Source organism: Streptomyces sp. NPDC006134 (genome assembly GCF_040628835.1).
Taxonomy (GTDB): Bacteria; Actinomycetota; Actinomycetes; order Streptomycetales; family Streptomycetaceae; genus Streptomyces.
The window spans coordinates 79774-96963 of the sequence record NZ_JBEXTV010000011.1 but is presented as its reverse complement, the minus strand read 5'-3'; the positions used below and the strand labels follow the sequence as shown (position 1 = coordinate 96963).

Sequence of the window (17190 nt, the reverse complement as noted above, 5' to 3'; positions counted from 1 at the left end):
GGTACACGCCGAAGCCCGGCGCGGCCCCCCTCCCCCGCATGATCGCCGCCCAGGCCGCGCTGGAGACCAGGATGCTGCTGCGCAACGGCGAGCAGCTGCTGCTGACGGTGGTCATCCCCACCCTGCTGCTCGTCCTGTTCAGCTCGGTCGACATCGTGGACACCGGCGAGGGGAGGGCCGTCGACTTCCTCGCGCCCGGCGTCCTCGCGCTCGCCGTGATGTCGACGGCGTTCACCGGGCAGGCCATCGCGACCGGCTTCGAGCGCCGCTACGGGGTGCTGAAGCGGCTGGCCGCCTCCCCCCTGCCCCGCTGGGCCCTGATGACCGCGAAGACGGTGTCGGTGCTGGTCACCGAGGTGCTCCAGGTGGTGCTGCTCACGGTGATCGCCTTCGCGCTGGGCTGGTCGCCGCACGGCAGCCCCTTCACCGTCCTGCTGCTCCTGGTCCTCGGTACGGCGGCCTTCTCCGGCCTCGGCCTGCTCATGGCGGGCACGCTGAAGGCCGAGGCGACCCTGGCCGCCGCCAACCTGGTCTTCCTGCTGCTGCTCGTCGGCGGCGGCGTGATCGTGCCGCTGGACAAGTTCCCGGACGCCGCGCAGGGCGTGCTGGGCCTGCTGCCCGTCTCCGCGCTCTCCGACGGCCTGCGGGACGTGCTCCAGCACGGGGCGGGCATGCCCTGGGGCGACCTGGGCATCCTCGCCGTCTGGGCGGTCGCCGGGCTCGCGGCGGCGGGGAAGTTCTTCCGCTGGGAGTAGGGAGGAGGCGCGATGAGCGACCCTCGTGAACGCGTGCACAAGCGGCCGCCTACGATGGACGGCGTGCCAAACGTGACCCGCGCCGACGCCGCAGCCGCCGTGCGCAACCCGCTCGCCTTCATCGCCGCACGCTGGACCCCGGAGCCCCGGACCGTGCAGCGGGCGGCCCTCGCCGCGCTCGTGATGTCGGTGGTCATCGTCGTCACCGGTGGCGCCGTCCGGCTGACCGGCTCGGGCCTCGGCTGCCCGACCTGGCCCAAGTGCACCGAGGACTCGATCCACAACACCGCCGAGATGGGCGTCCACGGCTACATCGAGTTCGGCAACCGGCTGCTGACGTACGTGCTGTGCGCCGCCGTCGGCTGGGCGATCATCGCCGCGCGCTCGCAGAAGCCGTACCGGCGCGGCCTGACCCGGCTGGGCTGGGCGCAGTTCTGGGTGGTGATGGGCAACGCCGTCCTCGGCGGCATCGTCGTCCTCGTGGGCCTCAACCCGTACACGGTGGCCGCCCACTTCCTGCTCTCCTCCGCGCTGATCGCGGTCGCGACCGTGATGTGGCAGCGCACGCGGGAGGGCGACGCGGCACCGCGTCCGCTGGTCGGCGCGTCCGTGCGGCAGCTGGTGTGGGTCCTGGTCGCGGTCTCCGTGCTGCTGATCGCGGTCGGCACGGTCGTCACCGGCGCCGGTCCGCACGCGGGCGACTCCAGCGAGGTCCCGCGGATGCCGCTCGACTGGGAGACGGTGACCAAGCTGCACGCCGTGCTGGCGTGGATCGTGGTGACGCTGACCTTCGCGCTGTGGTTCGTGCTGAAGGCGGTGGACGCGCCGCGGGGGCCGCTGGGGCGGACCCGGGACCTGTTCCTGATCCTGCTCGCCCAGGGGACGGTGGGGTACGTCCAGTACTTCACCGACCTGCCCGAGATCCTCGTCGGCCTCCACATGCTCGGTTCCGCCGTCATGTGGATCTGGGTGCTGCGGGTCCTGCTGTCGCTGCGGGAGCGCCCGGTCGCCGAGCCGTCGCCGCAGGCTCCCGCTCCCGCGGGCCGTCTCGAGCCCGCTGCCCGCTGACCCTGGACGGCCTGACCCTGAACGGCCTGACCCTGAACAGCCTGCCCCTGAAGGGCTGACCTGAGCGGCTTGGCCCTGAGGGGCTGACCTGGGTGTGTGCCGCGGCGCACGCTCAGGTCGGCCGCTCCTCCAGCCCGTACACCCGCCGCGCGTTCCCCGCCGCGATCATCCCCGCCACCCGCTGCGCGTCCGCCGGCGACCACGCCCCCTCGGCCACCCAGGTGCCGAGCACCCGCCCGAGGGCCTCGCGGAACAGGCGGGCGCCCACCACGTGCAGCTCCGGCAGGGCCCGGGCGCCGCTGGAGAAGAGGATCTTGCCGAAGGGGGCCAGTTCCAGGATCTCCGCCAGGACGGTCGCCGCGCGGGCGCCGGTGCGCACCAGGGCGGCGCCCGAGTCGACGTACACGTGGGGGAAGACGCCCGCGAGGTGGGCGGCGTGCCGGTGGTACGGGTAGCCGTGCAGCAGGATCAGATCGGTGCCGAGGCCGGCCGTGGCCCGGACGAAGTCCGTCAGCAGGACCGGATCGGTGCGGTCGATGCGCAGGTCCGGCGCGCCGAGCCCGGCGTGCAGCTGGAGGGGCAGGCCGGAGGCGACCGCGATCCACAGCAGGTGCCGCAGCAGCACCGGGTCGCTCAGCTCCCCGCCGACCCGGCGCCCGGCCAGCCAGCGCCCGGCGGCCCCGCGCACCTCCCCCGGCCCCGGCGGCTCGGGCGCGAGCGCCAGGCCGTGCCGCAGGCCCGCCACGGAGGTGAAGGCCACGGCGTGCGCGGCGGCGGCGTGCACGGACTCGGCGAGGTTGGCGAGGAAGGAGTCGACCGTGCCGGAGGTGTCGGCGACCTGCTCGGCCAGCGGCTCCAGGCGGACGATCTCATAAGCCTCGGCGTCCCCGGCGCAGGCCATCTCGCCGGGGCCGGTGAGGTCGCCGGGCAGTCCGGTGTCGACCAGGTACGTCGTGATGCCGCTGCCGCGCAGCAGCCTGCGGCCCGCCTCCAGGACGCCGAGCTCGCGGCGCCGGGCCAGGTAGCGGGCGGGCGGGCAGTGCGGCTCCAGGCCGAGCAGGGGCGGGCACCAGCGGCGTACCGCGAACCCGGTCTGGGTGTCGAACAGGGTGGTGCCGGGCGCCGGCGGGCCCTCGGTGTGCGCCAGCCGGGCCTCGAAGGTGCCGAGGCCGAGCTCCGTTCTCAGTACGCCGTGGCAGTACTGGTCCACGAGGGACGGCGTGTCGATCATCCGGACTCCCCGCGACGGAACCGTGTCCTCGGACCGTCTCGTCACGGCCCCCTACGGTCCTAACGGGTGAACCGGGTTCAGGTGTTGCTCTCCCGCACCCCGCATGGAAAGGCGGCGGTCAGCCGTTGCTCTTGCCGCCGACCTGGATGCCGGCCATGCGGCTCCACTCGTACGGCCCGGTGCGCACCTTGGCCGCGAACTCGCCGTCGAAGGACTCGTGGACGGTGATCCCGGCCTTCTCCACCGCCTTCTCGGCGATCGCGTGACTGGGCGCGACCAGGTCGCCCCAGCCGCCGTCCTCGCCGACCAGGACGATCCGCGCCCCGCGCTGCCCGAGGTAGGCCACCTGGCCCTCGGCGCCGCCGTGGGCCCGGGAGAACGCGGTGATGTGCTTGGCGAGCCGGGCCGCGGTGCGCTCGGCCTTGGGGTCAACCTGCTGCGTGTCTGCCATGGCCAGGATGCTACCGACGGGTAGATCAAACGGCGACGGGCGGGGTGCGTGGCCTTGACCACGCGCCCCGCCCGCCGGCGGTCTCCGCAGGGAGGGTGTCAGCGCAGGAAGGGATCGACGGCGATCGCCAGGAACAGCACCGACACGTAGGTGATGGACCAGTGGAACAGGCGCATCTCCTTGAGCTTGGCGCCCGTCACCTCGGCCTTGGCGCGGTTCTGCAGCGCGTGCGCCTCCCACAGCCACAGGCCGCCGGCCAGCAGGGCCACCGCCGTGTAGAACCAGCCGGTGTAGCCGAGCGGCGTCAGCAGCAGCGACACGACGACCATCACCCAGCTGTAGGCCACGATCTGCCGGGCGACGACCTTGTTGGAGGCGACGACCGGGAGCATCGGCACGCCCACGCGCGCGTAGTCGTCCTTCACCTTCATGGACAGCGGCCAGTAGTGCGGCGGCGTCCAGAAGAACATCACCAGGAAGAGGATGACGGGCGCCCACGACATGGAGTTCGTCACCGACGACCAGCCGATGAGCACCGGCATGCAGCCCGCGATGCCGCCCCAGACGATGTTCTGCGCGGTGCGCCGCTTGAGGATCATCGTGTAGACGACGACGTAGAACAGGAGCGCGCCGAGCGAGAGCCAGGCCGACAGCCAGTTGACGGTGAGGCCGAACAGCAGCGTCGAGATCACCGCGAGGGCGATGCCGAAGGCCAGGCACTCGCGCGGGCTGACCATCCCGGTGACCAGGGGGCGCTGCGAGGTGCGCTCCATCAGCGCGTCGATGTCCCGGTCGATGTACATGTTCAGCGCGTTCGCGCCGCCCGCGGAGAGGTAGCCGCCGAGACAGGTGAGCAGCACCAGCTTCAGGTCCGGCACGCCCTGCTCGGCGAGGAACATCACCGGAACGGTGGTGATCAGCAGCAGCTCGATGATCCGTGGCTTGGTCAGAGCCACGAAAGCCTTGACACGGGCCCCGAACGGCCGGTGGCTCGGCTTCCGGCTCGCCCCGAGCTCCCCCATTGCCCCAATGGCGTGGGAGGGACCCCCACCCACTGGACGGGATTCGACGGCCGTCACGCACACCCCTGACAGAGACATCCCAGCGAGCCTCCCGAGTGAAGCGACGGTAAAGGCTCGCGCGTACCACGCCACTGTAGACGTTGCCCATACCCCGGTCTTCGCGGGGGTGGGTCGTGTTGGGCGGCATGCTCCGGGGTGGGTACCCGGGAACGCCCCGGGGCGCGCCGGTCCGTCCGCCGACGGGGTGACCGCCGGGCGCGGGCCGGCTCGGACGAGCGGCCGCCGGACGGTTCGCCCAAGGGTGCGAACGGGCGGCGGACAGGTGTGCGGCGGACGCGCGGCGGATGGGCGCAGAAAGGCTCGAACGAGCGCCCACTCCACGGGTACGGAAAAGTGCGTACGAGAGGCGATCCGACGGGCGCGGAAAAGCTCGATTGAGCGGTCATATGAGCGGTCCCGCATTCACTTGCCGAATGCCGTTTCCCCCAGTCGGGAGGCGGACTTCCCCGAGTCCCGGCAGTCTGGAAACACCCGGAAAAACGCACGTGTTTACGGGGGTAGGCTCGACAGCGGCCGGCCGACGTCCGGAACGCCGGCAGCCGGTGGACGCGTACGTCCGCCGGCATCCGACATGTGGAGAGGAGCCCTGACCCAGGGTGAGCACCAAGCCGACCACCACAGACCTCGAGTGGACCGAGTTGGACCAGCGGGCCGTCGACACCGCCCGCGTCCTGGCCGCCGATGCCGTACAGAAGGTCGGCAACGGCCATCCCGGTACGGCGATGAGCCTGGCGCCCGCCGCGTACACCCTCTTCCAGAAGGTGATGCGGCACGACCCGGCGGACGCGGACTGGGTCGGGCGGGACCGTTTCGTCCTGTCCGCCGGTCACTCGTCCCTGACCCTGTACACCCAGCTCTACCTGGCCGGCTTCGGCCTGGAGCTGGACGACCTGAAGGCGTTCCGCACCCACGGTTCGAAGACGCCGGGTCACCCCGAGTACGGTCACACCACGGGCGTGGAGACCACCACCGGCCCGCTGGGCCAGGGTGTCGCCAACGCCGTCGGCATGGCGATGGCCGCCCGCTACGAGCGCGGCCTGTTCGACCCGGACGCCCCGCAGGGCGAGTCGCCGTTCGACCACTTCGTCTACTGCATCGCCGGTGACGGCTGCCTCCAGGAGGGCATCTCCGCCGAGGCGTCCTCCCTGGCGGGCCACCAGAAGCTCGGCAACCTGATCCTGCTGTGGGACGACAACCACATCTCGATCGAGGGCGACACCGAGACGGCCGTCTCCGAGGACACCGTCAAGCGGTACGAGGCGTACGGCTGGCACGTGCAGCGCGTCGCGCCGAAGCCGGACGGCGACCTGGACCCGAACGCGATCTACGACGCGATCCAGGAGGCGAAGAAGGTCACGGACAAGCCGTCCTTCATCGCCATGCGCTCCATCATCGCCTGGCCCGCCCCGAACGCGCAGAACACCGAGGCCGCGCACGGCTCGGCGCTGGGCGAGGACGAGGTCGCGGCCACCAAGCGGGTCCTCGGCTTCGACCCGGAGAAGACCTTCGAGGTCGCCGACGAGGTCATCGCGCACACCCGCCAGGCCCTGGAGCGGGGCAAGGCCGCCCGTGCCGTGTGGGAGAAGTCCTTCCAGCAGTGGCGGGACAACAACCCCGAGCGCGCCGCCGAGTACGACCGCATCGCCAAGGGCGAGCTGCCCACCGGCTGGGAGGAGAAGATCCCGGTCTTCGAGACGGGCAAGGGTGTCGCCACCCGTGCCGCGTCCGGCAAGGTGCTCCAGGCGCTGGGCGCGGTCATCCCCGAGCTGTGGGGCGGCTCCGCCGACCTGGCCGGCTCGAACAACACGACGATCGACAAGACGTCGTCGTTCCTCCCGGCGGGCAACCCGCTGCCGGAGGCCGACCCGTACGGCCGCACGATCCACTTCGGCATCCGCGAGCACGCGATGGCCGCGGAGATGAACGGCATCGCCCTGCACGGCAACACCCGCATCTACGGCGGCACCTTCCTGGTCTTCTCCGACTACATGCGCAACGCCGTGCGCCTGTCGGCCCTGATGCACCTGCCGGTGACGTACGTGTGGACGCACGACTCCATCGGTCTGGGCGAGGACGGCCCGACCCACCAGCCGGTCGAGCACCTGGCCTCGCTGCGCGCCATCCCGGGCCTGAACGTCGTCCGCCCGGCCGACGCCAACGAGACCGCCATCGCCTGGCGCGAGATCCTCAAGCGCTGGACGAAGGAGTTCGGCAAGGGGCAGCCGCACGGTCTGGCCCTCACCCGCCAGGGCGTGCCGACGTACGAGCCCAACGAGGACGCGGCCCGCGGCGGCTACGTGCTGTTCGAGGCCGAAGGGCCCTCCGGGCAGAGCGCCGAGGCGCAGGTCATCCTGATCGCCACCGGTTCCGAGGTGCACGTCGCCGTGGAGGCGCGCGAGCGGCTCCAGGCCGAGGGCGTGCCCACGCGCGTGGTGTCGATGCCGTGCGTGGAGTGGTTCGAGCAGCAGGACCAGGGGTACCGGGACAGCGTCCTGCCCCCGTCCGTGAAGGCCCGTGTCGCGGTGGAGGCGGGCATCGGACTGACCTGGCACCGGTACGTCGGGGACGCCGGCCGCATCGTTTCGCTGGAGCACTTCGGCGCCTCCGCCGACGGCAAGGTCCTCTTCCAGGAGTACGGCTTCACGGCCGAGAACGTCGCCGCCAAGGCGAAGGAATCGATCGCCGCAGCCCAGCGCTGACGCTCGTATACGACACGTAGGAGATGCATTTTCCATGACAGACGCACTCAAGCGCCTCTCCGATGAAGGCGTCGCGATCTGGCTGGACGACCTGTCCCGCAAGCGGATCACGTCCGGCAACCTGGCCGAGCTGATCGACCAGCAGCACGTCGTGGGCGTCACCACCAACCCGACGATCTTCCAGAAGGCGATCAGCGAGGGCGACGGCTACGACCAGCAGCTGTCCGACCTGGCCGCCCGCAAGGTGACGGTCGAAGAGGCCATCCGCATGATCACCACGGCGGACGTCCGCGACGCCGCCGACATCCTGCGCCCCGTCTTCGACGCCACCGGCGGCAAGGACGGCCGGGTCTCCATCGAGGTCGACCCGCGCCTGGCGCACCACACCAAGGCGACCGTCGCCGAGGCCAAGCAGCTGGCCTGGCTGGTGGACCGGCCCAACACGCTCATCAAGATCCCCGCCACCGAGGCGGGCATCCCGGCGATCGCCGAGGTCATCGGCCTGGGCATCAGCGTCAACGTCACGCTGATCTTCTCGCTGGAGCGCTACCGCAGGGTCATGGACGCCTTCCTGACCGGCCTGGAGAAGGCCAAGGAGCGCGGCCTGGACCTGTCGCAGATCCACTCCGTGGCGTCCTTCTTCGTGTCCCGCGTGGACACCGAGATCGACAAGCGGATCGACGCGCTCGGCACCGACGAGGCCAAGGCGCTGCGCGGCAAGGCCGCCATCGCCAACGCGCGCCTGGCCTACCAGGCGTACGAGGAGGTCTTCTCCTCCGACCGCTGGAACGCCCTGGAGAAGGCGGGCGCCAACAAGCAGCGTCCGCTGTGGGCCTCCACCGGCGTGAAGGACAAGGCGTACAGCGACACGATGTACGTCACCGAGCTGGTCGCGCCCAACACGGTGAACACCATGCCGGAGGCCACGCTGCTGGCCACCGAGGACCACGGCGAGATCACCGGCGACACCGTCTCCGGCACCTACGAGCAGGCCCGCGCCGACCTCGACGCGGTCGAGAAGCTCGGGATCTCCTACGACGAGGTGGTCCAGCTGCTGGAGGACGAGGGCGTCGACAAGTTCGAGACCTCCTGGAACGACCTGCTGAAGTCGACCGAGGCGGAGCTGAAGCGCCTCGCCCCCTCGGAGGGCTGACACGTTGTCAAGCGGCAACCCGCTGCGTGACCCCGCAGACCGACGGCTCCCGCGTATCGCGGGGCCGTCGGGTCTGGTCATTTTCGGCGTCACGGGTGACCTGTCCCGCAAGAAGCTCATGCCCGCCGTGTACGACCTCGCCAACCGGGGTCTGCTGCCGCCGGGCTTCTCGCTCGTCGGCTTCGCCCGCCGCGACTGGGAGCACGAGGACTTCGCCCAGGTCGTGCACGACGCGGTCAAGGAGCACGCGCGCACGCCGTTCCGCGAGGAGGTCTGGCAGCAGCTCATCCAGGGCATGCGGTTCGTCCAGGGCACCTTCGACGACGACGAGGCGTTCGAGCGGCTGCGCTCCACCATCCAGGAGCTGGACGCGGCGCAGGGCACGGGCGGCAACTTCGCCTTCTACCTGTCCGTGCCGCCCAAGTCCTTCCCGGTGGTCATCCAGCAGCTGAAGAAGCACGGTCTGGCCGACCAGACCGGCGGTTCCTGGCGGCGCGCGGTGATCGAGAAGCCGTTCGGCCACGACCTGAAGTCGGCCGAGGAGCTCAACGCGATCGTCCACGAGGTCTTCGCCCCGGACCAGGTCTTCCGCATCGACCACTACCTGGGCAAGGAGACCGTCCAGAACATCCTGGCGCTCCGCTTCGCCAACCAGATGTTCGAACCGATCTGGAACCGGTCCTTCGTCGACCACGTGCAGATCACGATGGCCGAGGACATCGGCATCGGCGGCCGGGCCGGCTACTACGACGGCATCGGCGCCGCCCGCGACGTCATCCAGAACCACCTGCTCCAGCTGCTGGCGCTGACCGCGATGGAGGAGCCCGCCTCCTTCGACGCCGACGCGCTGGCCGCGGAGAAGACCAAGGTGCTGGGCGCCGTGAAGCTGCCGAAGGACCTGGGCCGCGACACCGTGCGCGCCCAGTACACGGCCGGCTGGCAGGGCGGCGCGAAGGTCATCGGCTACCTCGACGAGGAGGGCATCGACCCGGAGTCGAAGACCGACACCTACGCCGCGATCAAGCTGGGCATCGACAACCGCCGCTGGGCGGGCGTCCCCTTCTACCTGCGCACCGGCAAGCGGCTGGGCCGCCGGGTGACGGAGATCGCAGTCGTCTTCCAGCGCGCCCCGCACTCCCCCTTCGACACCACGGCCACCGAGGAGCTGGGCTCCAACGCCATCGTCATCCGGGTCCAGCCCGACGAGGGCGTCACGGTCCGGTTCGGCTCGAAGGTGCCGGGCACCTCCATGGAGATCCGGGACGTGTCGATGGACTTCGCCTACGGCGAGTCGTTCACCGAGTCCAGCCCGGAGGCGTACGAGCGGCTGATCCTGGACGTGCTGCTCGGTGACGCCAACCTCTTCCCGCGCACCGAGGAGGTCGAGCTGTCCTGGAAGATCCTCGACCCGATCGAGGAGTACTGGGACGCCCACGGCTCGCCCGCCCGCTACCCGGCCGGCACCTGGGGGCCCGTCGAGGCGGATCAGATGCTGGAGCGAGACGGACGGAGCTGGCGCCGGCCATGAAGATAGACCTCACGGACACCACGGCCAGCAAGATCAACAAGGCGCTGGTGCAGGGCCGCAGGGCCATCGGCACGCCCGCCGTCGGCATGGTCCTCACGCTGGTCATCGTCACGGACGAGGAGAACGCCTACGACGCGCTGAAGGCCGCCAACGACGCCTCGCGCGAGCACCCCTCGCGCACGCTCGTGGTCGTCAAGCGCGTCTCGCGCTCGCCCCGCGACCGTACGACGTCCCGGCTGGACGCCGAGGTGCGGGTGGGCGCGGACGCGGGCACCGGCGAGACGGTGGTGCTGCGGCTGTACGGCGAGATCGTCGGCCACGCCCAGTCGGTGGTGCTGCCGCTGCTGCTGCCGGACGCCCCGGTGGTGGTGTGGTGGCCGGTGGACGCGCCGGAGAACCCCGCCAAGGACCCGCTGGGGTCGCTGGCCCAGCGCCGCGTCACCGACAGCTACGCCGCCGAGGACCCGATCCGGGAGCTCACCGCCCGGGCCGGTGCCTACACCCCGGGCGACACCGACCTCGCCTGGACCCGGATCACGCCGTGGCGCTCGATGCTGGCGGCGGCCCTGGACCAGGTCACCTGCGAGGTGAAGGCCGTCGAGGTGGAGGGCGAGGAGTTCAACCCGAGCTGCGAGCTGCTGGCGATGTGGCTCGCGGACCGGCTGGACGTCCCCGTCAAGCGGTCCCGGTCCGACGGGCCGGGTCTGACCGCGGTCCGCATGGAGACCACCTGCGGCCCGATCGTCCTGGACCGCGCCGACGGGACGCTGGCCAATCTGTCCATCCAGGGCCAGCCCGACCGCGCGGTGGCGCTCAAGCGCCGGGAGACGGCCGAGCTGATCGCCGAGGAACTGCGGCGGCTGGACCCGGACGACACCTACGCGGCGGCGCTGCGCTACGGCGTGGACCGGCTGGCCTCGGCCCCGGGGCCGGACCCGGTGGCGAGCGAGGAGCCCCTCGCCGTGCCGGAGCCCGTGGAGGAGGCGGCGAAGGCGCCCGCGAAGCAGGCGGCGGCCAAGTCGGCCAAGAAGGCACCGGCGAGGAAGGCGGCGGCGAAGTGAGCACTCCCCAGCTGGTGGTGCACCGGGACAAGGAGCTGATGGCGCAGGCCGCGGCGGCCCGGCTGATCACCAAGATCGTGGACGCGCAGGCCTCCCGGGGCTCGGCGTCCGTGGTGCTGACCGGCGGGCGCAACGGCAACGGCCTGCTGGCCGCGCTGGCGGCGGCCCCGGCCCGGGACGCGATCGACTGGAGCCGCCTGGACCTGTGGTGGGGCGACGAGCGGTTCCTGCCGGAGGGCGACCCGGAGCGCAACGTCACGCAGGCCCGCGAGGCCCTGCTGGACGCGGTGCCGCTGGACCCGGAGCGGGTGCACGCCATGCCCGCCTCGGACGGCCCCCACGGCTCGGACGTGGACGCCGCGGCCGAGGCGTACGCCGAGGAGCTGGCGCGGGCCGCCGTGCCGGAGAACCACGCGCCGGTCCCCGCCTTCGACGTCCTGATGCTGGGCGTCGGCCCGGACACGCACGTCGCCTCGCTCTTCCCGGAGCTGCCGGCCGTGCGGGAGACCGAGCGCACGGTGGTCGGCGTGCACGGCGCCCCCAAGCCCCCGCCGACCCGCGTCACCCTCACGCTCCCCGCGATCCGCGCGGCGCGCGAGGTGTGGCTGCTGGCCGCCGGCGAGGACAAGGCGCAGGCCGCGGCGATCGCCCTGTCCGGCGCGGGCGAGATCCAGGCCCCGGCGGCGGGGGCGCGCGGCCGGGCCCGCACCTTGTGGCTGCTGGACGCGGCGGCGGCCTCGCAGCTGCCGCGGTCGATGTATCCGCCGGCGTCGGCGTGACGGCCCTGGCCGGCTGAACCGGCGCGCACGACAAAGCGGCCGGGCTCCCCTCATGGACGGGGTGCCCGGCCGCTTCGTCGTTGCCGCGGTCAGGCGGCCGTCTCCGGCCGCCCGTCCAGGACCCGGGTGACGAAAGCGGCCAGGTCGGCCCGGAGGCGCTCACGCGGCACGCGCTGCCGGCCGGCCAGGTGGTCGACGAGGTCCGCCCGGACGGCCGCGAGCAGGGCGTGGGCGGTGAAGCCGGCGTCCGAAAAGCCGGGGAGCTGCTCCAGCACCTCCCGGAGGGTGTGGTGCCACCAGTCGTAGTGCTCCGCGCGGTAGGGGCTGTCGGCGCCCGTCCCCTCCAGCGCCAGCGACAGGTGCCGGTGGTCGAGTTTGAAGCACAGGACGGCGTCGAGCACGGCGTGGACGCGCTCGACGGGAGGCGTGCCGGGGCCCAGGGGGCGGGGGCCGTCGGTGATCGCCCGGCGGACCGGGTCGAGCCGGGCCTCGTAGAGCGCGCGGATCAGACCGGTGCGGTCGCCGAAACCGCGGAACAGGGTCCCCTTGCCGACACCGGCCGCCGCCGCGATGTCGGCCATGGTGACGTCCTCGGGGCGGTCGCAGGCGGCGAAGAGGCGGTCGGCCGCCGCCAGGACGGCCTCGCGGTTGCGCAGGGCGTCGGCGCGGGGCTTGCGCTCCGGCACGTGATCTCCTCCGACAGGTAAGCGGACCCGAGGTCCGCATCTTGCATAAACGGACCACCGGTCCGTATCGTTGGTTAAGCGGACCGACGGTCCGCATCCTATCGGAGGGAGCAGGAGGAATCCCCATGCCCACGGACACCCGGCCGGCTGACGTGTACCGCCACGGTCTGCGGCTGCTGCTCGACAAGGACATCCCCGCCTGGGTCGGCCTCTGGCACGACGACGGCGTCTTCGAGTTCCCCTTCGCGCCCGAGGGGTGGCCGAAGCGGCTGGAGGGCAAGGCCGCCGTCGCCGCCTACATGCGCTCCTACCCCGACCACATCGATCTCCACGACTTCCCCGAGCTGACGATCCACGAGACCGCCGACCCGGAGACCGTCGTGGCCGAGATGCGCGCGGTGGGACGCCTGGTGCGGACCGGGGCCCCCTACGACATGACGTACATCGCCGTGGTGACGGTCTCCGACGGCCGCATCACCCGCTACCGCGACTACTGGAACCCGCTCGCCCTCCCCCAGGACGGCGCGGCCGACTTCGCGGGGAGCAGCCGGTGACCCCGTCCGCCGCCACCCTGGTCATCGGCGCCACCGGCACGACCGGCAGCCGCGTGACCGCCCGGCTCACCGCACACGGGCACCCGGTCAGGGCCGCGAGCCGCCGCGCCGCTCCGGTCGCCGGCGCCGAGGCCGTCCGCTTCGACTGGTACGACCCCGCCACCCACGAGGAGGCCCTGCACGGCACGGACCGCGTCTACCTCGTCCCGCCCCTCACCTCCACCGACCCGGCCGCCGTGATGCTGCCCTTCCTGGAGCGGGCCCGGGCCGCCGGGGTACGCCGGGCCGTCCTGCTCGGCTCCTCGGCGATCCCGGCCGGTGGTCCGGCCGTCGGACAGGTGCACCAGGCGCTGCCCGCCCTGTTCGAGGAGTGGGCGGTCCTGCGGCCGTCGTGGTTCATGCAGAACTTCACCGGCGACCACCTGCACGCGCACAGCATCCGTGAGCAGGGGGCGATCCTGACCGCGACGGGCGAGGGCCGCGTGGCCTTCGTCGACGCCGACGACATCGCGGCCGTGGCCGTGCACGCTCTGACCGCCGGCCGGGCCCCCGGCACCGACCTGGTCGTCACCGGCCCCGAGGCCCTGAGCTACGACGACGTCGCCGCCGTGCTCACCGAGGTGACCGGACGGAAGATCACCCACCGGCGGCTGACGTACGAGCAGATGCGCGACCACCTGGCGCGGAGCATGCCCCCGGAGTTCGCCTCCGTGCTCGCCGGCCTGGACCGGGCGATCGCCGAGGGGGCCGAGGACCGCGTCACCGACACCGTCCGGCGTCTCACCGGACGCCCTCCGCTCGGCTTCCGCGCCCACGTGGAACGCGCGATGGCCCCGCGGACCGGTGGGCGGGACGACCGCCGCGGCCAGGCAGCCTAGAGGGCCGAGGACCGAGGAGGGCGGGGAGGCGGACGGCCACGCGCCGCCCGCTCCCGCGCCCTCGGCCCCGCGGCCGTCACTGCCGGCCGCGCAGCTCCCGGTAGGTGGCGACGAGCGCCTTGGTGGAGGCGTCCAGGCCGGGCACGTCGGCGCCCTCGGTGAGGGCGGGCTCGACCCGCTTGGCGAGGACCTTGCCGAGTTCGACGCCCCACTGGTCGAAGGAGTCGATGTTCCAGATGGCGCCCTGCACGAACACCTTGTGCTCGTAGAGGGCGACGAGCTGGCCGAGGACCGACGGGGTCAGCTCCCGGGCGAGGATGGTGGTCGTCGGATGGTTGCCCTTGAACGTCTTGTGCGGCACCAGCTCCTCCGGCACGCCCTCCGCGCGCACCTCGTCCGGCGTCTTGCCGAAGGCGAGCGCCTGGGTCTGGGCGAAGAAGTTGGCCATCAGCAGGTCGTGCTGCGCCTTGAGCCCGTCGCTCAGCTCGGCCACCGGCCGGGCGAAGCCGATGAAGTCCGCCGGGACGAGCTTGGTGCCCTGGTGGATGAGCTGGTAGTAGGCGTGCTGCCCGTTGGTGCCCGGCGTGCCCCACACCACCGGGCCGGTCTCCCAGTCGACCTCACGCCCGTCCCGGCCGACGTACTTGCCGTTGGACTCCATGTCCAGCTGCTGGAGGTAGGCGGTGAACTTGGACAGGTAGTGCGAGTACGGCAGCACCGCGTGCGACTGGGCACCGAAGAAGTTGCCGTACCAGACGCCCAGCAGACCCAGCAGCAGCGGCACGTTCGACTCGGCGGGGGCGGTGCGGAAGTGCTCGTCGACGATGCGGAAGCCGTCGAGCATCTCGCGGAAGCGGTCCGGGCCGATGGCGATCATCAGGGACAGGCCGATCGCCGAGTCGTAGGAGTACCGGCCGCCGACCCAGTCCCAGAACTCGAACATGTTGGCCGTGTCGATGCCGAACTCCGCGACCTTCTCCGCGTTGGTCGACAAGGCCACGAAGTGCTTGGCCACGGCCGCCTCGTCACCGAGCGCGGCCAGCAGCCACTTCCGCGCGGACGTGGCGTTGGTGATCGTCTCGATCGTGGTGAACGTCTTGGACGCGACGATGAACAGCGTCTCGGCCGGGTCCAGGTCGCGGGTGGCCTCGTGCAGGTCGGCGCCGTCCACGTTGGACACGAAACGGACTGTCAGGTCGCGGTCGGTGTAGGCGCGCAGCACCTCGTACGCCATCGCCGGGCCCAGGTCGGAGCCGCCGATGCCGATGTTGACGACGTTGCGGATGCGCTTGCCGGTGTGGCCGGTCCACTCGCCCGAGCGGACCCGCTCGGCGAAGCCGGCCATCTTGTCGAGCACGGCGTGCACGGCGGGCACCACGTTCTCGCCGTCGACCTCGATCACCGCGTCCCGCGGGGCGCGCAGCGCGGTGTGCAGCACGGCCCGGTGCTCGGTCGTGTTGATCTTCTCGCCGCGGAACATGGCGTCCCGCAGCCCGAAGACGTCGGTGGCGGCGGCCAGCTCCCGCAGCAGCCGCAGCGTCTCGTCGGTGACCAGGTGCTTGGAGTAGTCGACGTGGAGGTCGCCCACCCGGAGGGTGTAGCCGGTGCCGCGCCCGGGGTCGGCGGCGAACAACTCGCGCAGATGCGTCTCGCCGAGCTCCTCGCAGTGCTTGGCCAGCGCGGTCCATTCGGGGGTCTGGTTGAGCCGGGTACGGCCGTCTGCGTTCATTCGGACTTCCGCCTTCTTCCTTGCCTGTCCGGGCTGCTGCGTACCTGCCCGCTGCCGGTTCCAACCTAATTGATCAGCGGTGGGCCCGGCCTGCCGTCATGCCGTCGTCCGGCGCAACGGCGCCTGTGCCGGGCTTGCCCACGGGTATCAGCGCGATGACGGACAGGACGAAGAAGGCGGCGGCGAGCAACGCCGGGATGTTCGGTCCCCAGGCACCGGCGACGGCTCCGCCGAGCAGCGCGCCCACCGGCGTCCCGGCGACCGCGAGTGTCCGGAACGCCGAGGAGACCCGGCCGAGCGTCCCGGCGGGGCTGTGCTCCTGCATCATCGTGGTGGTGGCGACGTTCCACACCATGCCCATGAACCCGAAGACGGCGAGGGCCGCCATCAGCGCGGCCAGGCTGGGCACCGTCCCCATGACGACCAGCGCGCCGGTCTGCACCGCCCCCGCGACCAGCACTCCGCGCCCGCGTCCGGTGCGCGCGGTGAACCGGTTGCCGACGAGACCCGCGACCAGGTTGCCGACGGTGTACGCGGTCGTCGCCGCTGCGTATCCGGCGGTACCGGCGTCCAGCCAGCGGGTCACCAGGAGCACCAGGGTGGCGACGAGGGCCCCCATGCCGACGTTGCACAGGGCGGTGGCGGCACACAGCCCGCGCAGGACACGGTCGTTCGCCAGGGTGCGCAGCCCCTCCGCGATCTCGCGGCGCAGGGTGCTGCCCGCGGGCCGCGCCTCCCGTTCGGGCGGGGCGGTCCGCAGCGAGGCCACCAGCGCGGCGGCCGCCAGGAAGGTGACGGCGTCGGCCGCGAAGGGGAGGGCGGCGCCCATGGTCAGGAGCAGCGCCACCGCGGGCCCGCCGAGCAGGCCGCCGGCGACGCGCTGACCGGTCATCAGGCGCGCGTTGGCACTGCCGAGCGCCTCACGGTCCACCAGGGAGGGCAGCAGGGCCGTCGCCGCGTTGTCGAAGAGCGTCTGGAGGGTGGTGAGGACGAAGGACAGGGCGATGAGCAGGGCGATCGAGGCGTGTCCCAGGGCGACGGCCACCGCGAAACCGGCGACGAGCAGTCCGCGTACCACGTCCACGGTCCACATCGCGCGCCGCCCGTCCACGCGGTCGGCCACGGCCCCGCCGAGCAGGCCGAACAGGAGCCACGGAAGGTACCCGCAGGCGGTGACGGCCGTGATGAGCAGCGGATCGTCCGTCAGCGAGACGGCGAGCAGGGGCAGCGCGGCCGTCCGCAGCGCGTCACCGAAACCGGACAGCACGGCGGCGCTCCACAACCGCCCGAAACCCCCGCGCCACGCGGGTGCTTCGGCACCCGTCGCCTCGACCGCCGTCACCGCTCCCCCCCTCACGATTCGCCGATGCACAAACCGTAGAGGACACCACTGACAATCGGCCCGCGGCCGAGCGGCGCCGGGACGAGAAGAGCCGCCGAAGGGAGCCGGCGGAAGGAGCCGCGGAGGAAGGTGGCGGAGGGAGTTGGTGAAAAGAGCTCCGGCCGGGCATCTGTCGCAGATGCCCGGCCGGACCC

15 protein-coding genes are annotated in these 17190 nt (G+C 72.1%); 9 read left to right on the top strand and 6 right to left on the bottom strand.

The features are described 5' to 3' along the window. Positions 1-38 precede the first annotated feature (38 nt). Entirely contained in the window at positions 39-755 is a 717-nt protein-coding gene (locus tag ABZ340_RS09895; RefSeq protein WP_358781298.1) for an ABC transporter permease, read from the top strand. Positions 756-809: 54 nt separating this feature from the next. Beyond that, positions 810-1823 (top strand): COX15/CtaA family protein, encoded by a 1014-nt coding sequence (locus tag ABZ340_RS09890; RefSeq protein WP_358781297.1) that lies wholly within the window; start codon positions 810-812, stop codon positions 1821-1823. A gap of 112 nt (positions 1824-1935) precedes the next feature. On the opposite strand, the gene ABZ340_RS09885 is transcribed toward ABZ340_RS09890, so the two are convergent. From ABZ340_RS09885 to ABZ340_RS09875, 3 genes are all read right to left on the bottom strand, one after another. Continuing rightward, on the bottom strand, positions 1936-3054 hold the full coding sequence (locus ABZ340_RS09885; protein WP_358781242.1) for an amidohydrolase family protein: 1119 nt from the start codon (positions 3052-3054) through the stop codon (positions 1936-1938). A 118-nt stretch (positions 3055-3172) separates the two neighbouring features. Beyond that, positions 3173-3505 (bottom strand): hypothetical protein, encoded by a 333-nt coding sequence (locus ABZ340_RS09880; protein ID WP_358781241.1) that lies wholly within the window; start codon positions 3503-3505, stop codon positions 3173-3175. Between the two features lie 98 nt (positions 3506-3603). Then, positions 3604-4527 (bottom strand): heme o synthase, encoded by a 924-nt coding sequence (locus ABZ340_RS09875; RefSeq protein WP_358781240.1) that lies wholly within the window; start codon positions 4525-4527, stop codon positions 3604-3606. A gap of 656 nt (positions 4528-5183) precedes the next feature. On the opposite strand from ABZ340_RS09875, the gene tkt reads away from it, so the two are divergent. The 5 genes from tkt to pgl are packed head-to-tail and all read left to right on the top strand — an operon-like array spanning position 5184 to position 11807. Continuing rightward, positions 5184-7286 (top strand): transketolase, encoded by a 2103-nt coding sequence (gene tkt, locus ABZ340_RS09870; RefSeq protein WP_358781239.1) that lies wholly within the window; start codon positions 5184-5186, stop codon positions 7284-7286. Positions 7287-7320: 34 nt separating this feature from the next. Next, positions 7321-8439, top strand: coding sequence for a transaldolase (gene tal, locus ABZ340_RS09865; protein ID WP_358781238.1), 1119 nt, complete (start codon positions 7321-7323; stop codon positions 8437-8439). Between the two features lie 4 nt (positions 8440-8443). Further along, on the top strand, positions 8444-9967 hold the full coding sequence (gene zwf / locus ABZ340_RS09860) for a glucose-6-phosphate dehydrogenase (protein WP_358781237.1): 1524 nt from the start codon (positions 8444-8446) through the stop codon (positions 9965-9967). Further along, the gene (opcA, locus tag ABZ340_RS09855; RefSeq protein WP_358781236.1) at positions 9964-11028 is read left to right on the top strand and encodes a glucose-6-phosphate dehydrogenase assembly protein OpcA; all 1065 of its coding nucleotides are present in this window, start codon (positions 9964-9966) and stop codon (positions 11026-11028) included. The genes zwf and opcA overlap by 4 nt, the downstream gene beginning before the upstream one ends. Continuing rightward, a complete protein-coding gene (gene pgl, locus ABZ340_RS09850) occupies positions 11025-11807 on the top strand; it encodes a 6-phosphogluconolactonase (protein WP_358781235.1) in 783 nt (260 codons plus the stop codon). Before opcA ends, pgl begins: the two co-directional genes overlap by 4 nt. 89 nt (positions 11808-11896) lie before the next feature. Here pgl and ABZ340_RS09845 read toward each other — a convergent pair whose 3' ends face one another. Next, on the bottom strand, positions 11897-12493 hold the full coding sequence (locus tag ABZ340_RS09845) for a TetR/AcrR family transcriptional regulator (RefSeq protein WP_358781234.1): 597 nt from the start codon (positions 12491-12493) through the stop codon (positions 11897-11899). A gap of 125 nt (positions 12494-12618) precedes the next feature. Here ABZ340_RS09845 and ABZ340_RS09840 point away from each other — a divergent pair, with 125 nt between their 5' ends. Together ABZ340_RS09840 and ABZ340_RS09835 are read left to right on the top strand one after the other, a co-directional pair. Then, positions 12619-13047 (top strand): nuclear transport factor 2 family protein, encoded by a 429-nt coding sequence (locus tag ABZ340_RS09840; protein WP_358781233.1) that lies wholly within the window; start codon positions 12619-12621, stop codon positions 13045-13047. Then, positions 13044-13925: an NmrA family NAD(P)-binding protein gene (locus tag ABZ340_RS09835; RefSeq protein ID WP_358781232.1), complete on the top strand. Its 882-nt coding sequence runs from the start codon at positions 13044-13046 to the stop codon at positions 13923-13925. Before ABZ340_RS09840 ends, ABZ340_RS09835 begins: the two co-directional genes overlap by 4 nt. Positions 13926-14001: 76 nt before the next feature. Here ABZ340_RS09835 and pgi read toward each other — a convergent pair whose 3' ends face one another. Both pgi and ABZ340_RS09825 read right to left on the bottom strand, forming a co-directional pair. After that, a complete protein-coding gene (gene pgi / locus ABZ340_RS09830; RefSeq protein WP_358781231.1) occupies positions 14002-15654 on the bottom strand; it encodes a glucose-6-phosphate isomerase in 1653 nt (550 codons plus the stop codon). 73 nt (positions 15655-15727) lie between these two features. Beyond that, complete coding sequence (locus tag ABZ340_RS09825; protein WP_358781230.1) at positions 15728-16996, bottom strand: MFS transporter; 1269 nt, start codon at positions 16994-16996, stop codon at positions 15728-15730. Positions 16997-17190: the final 194 nt, after the last annotated feature.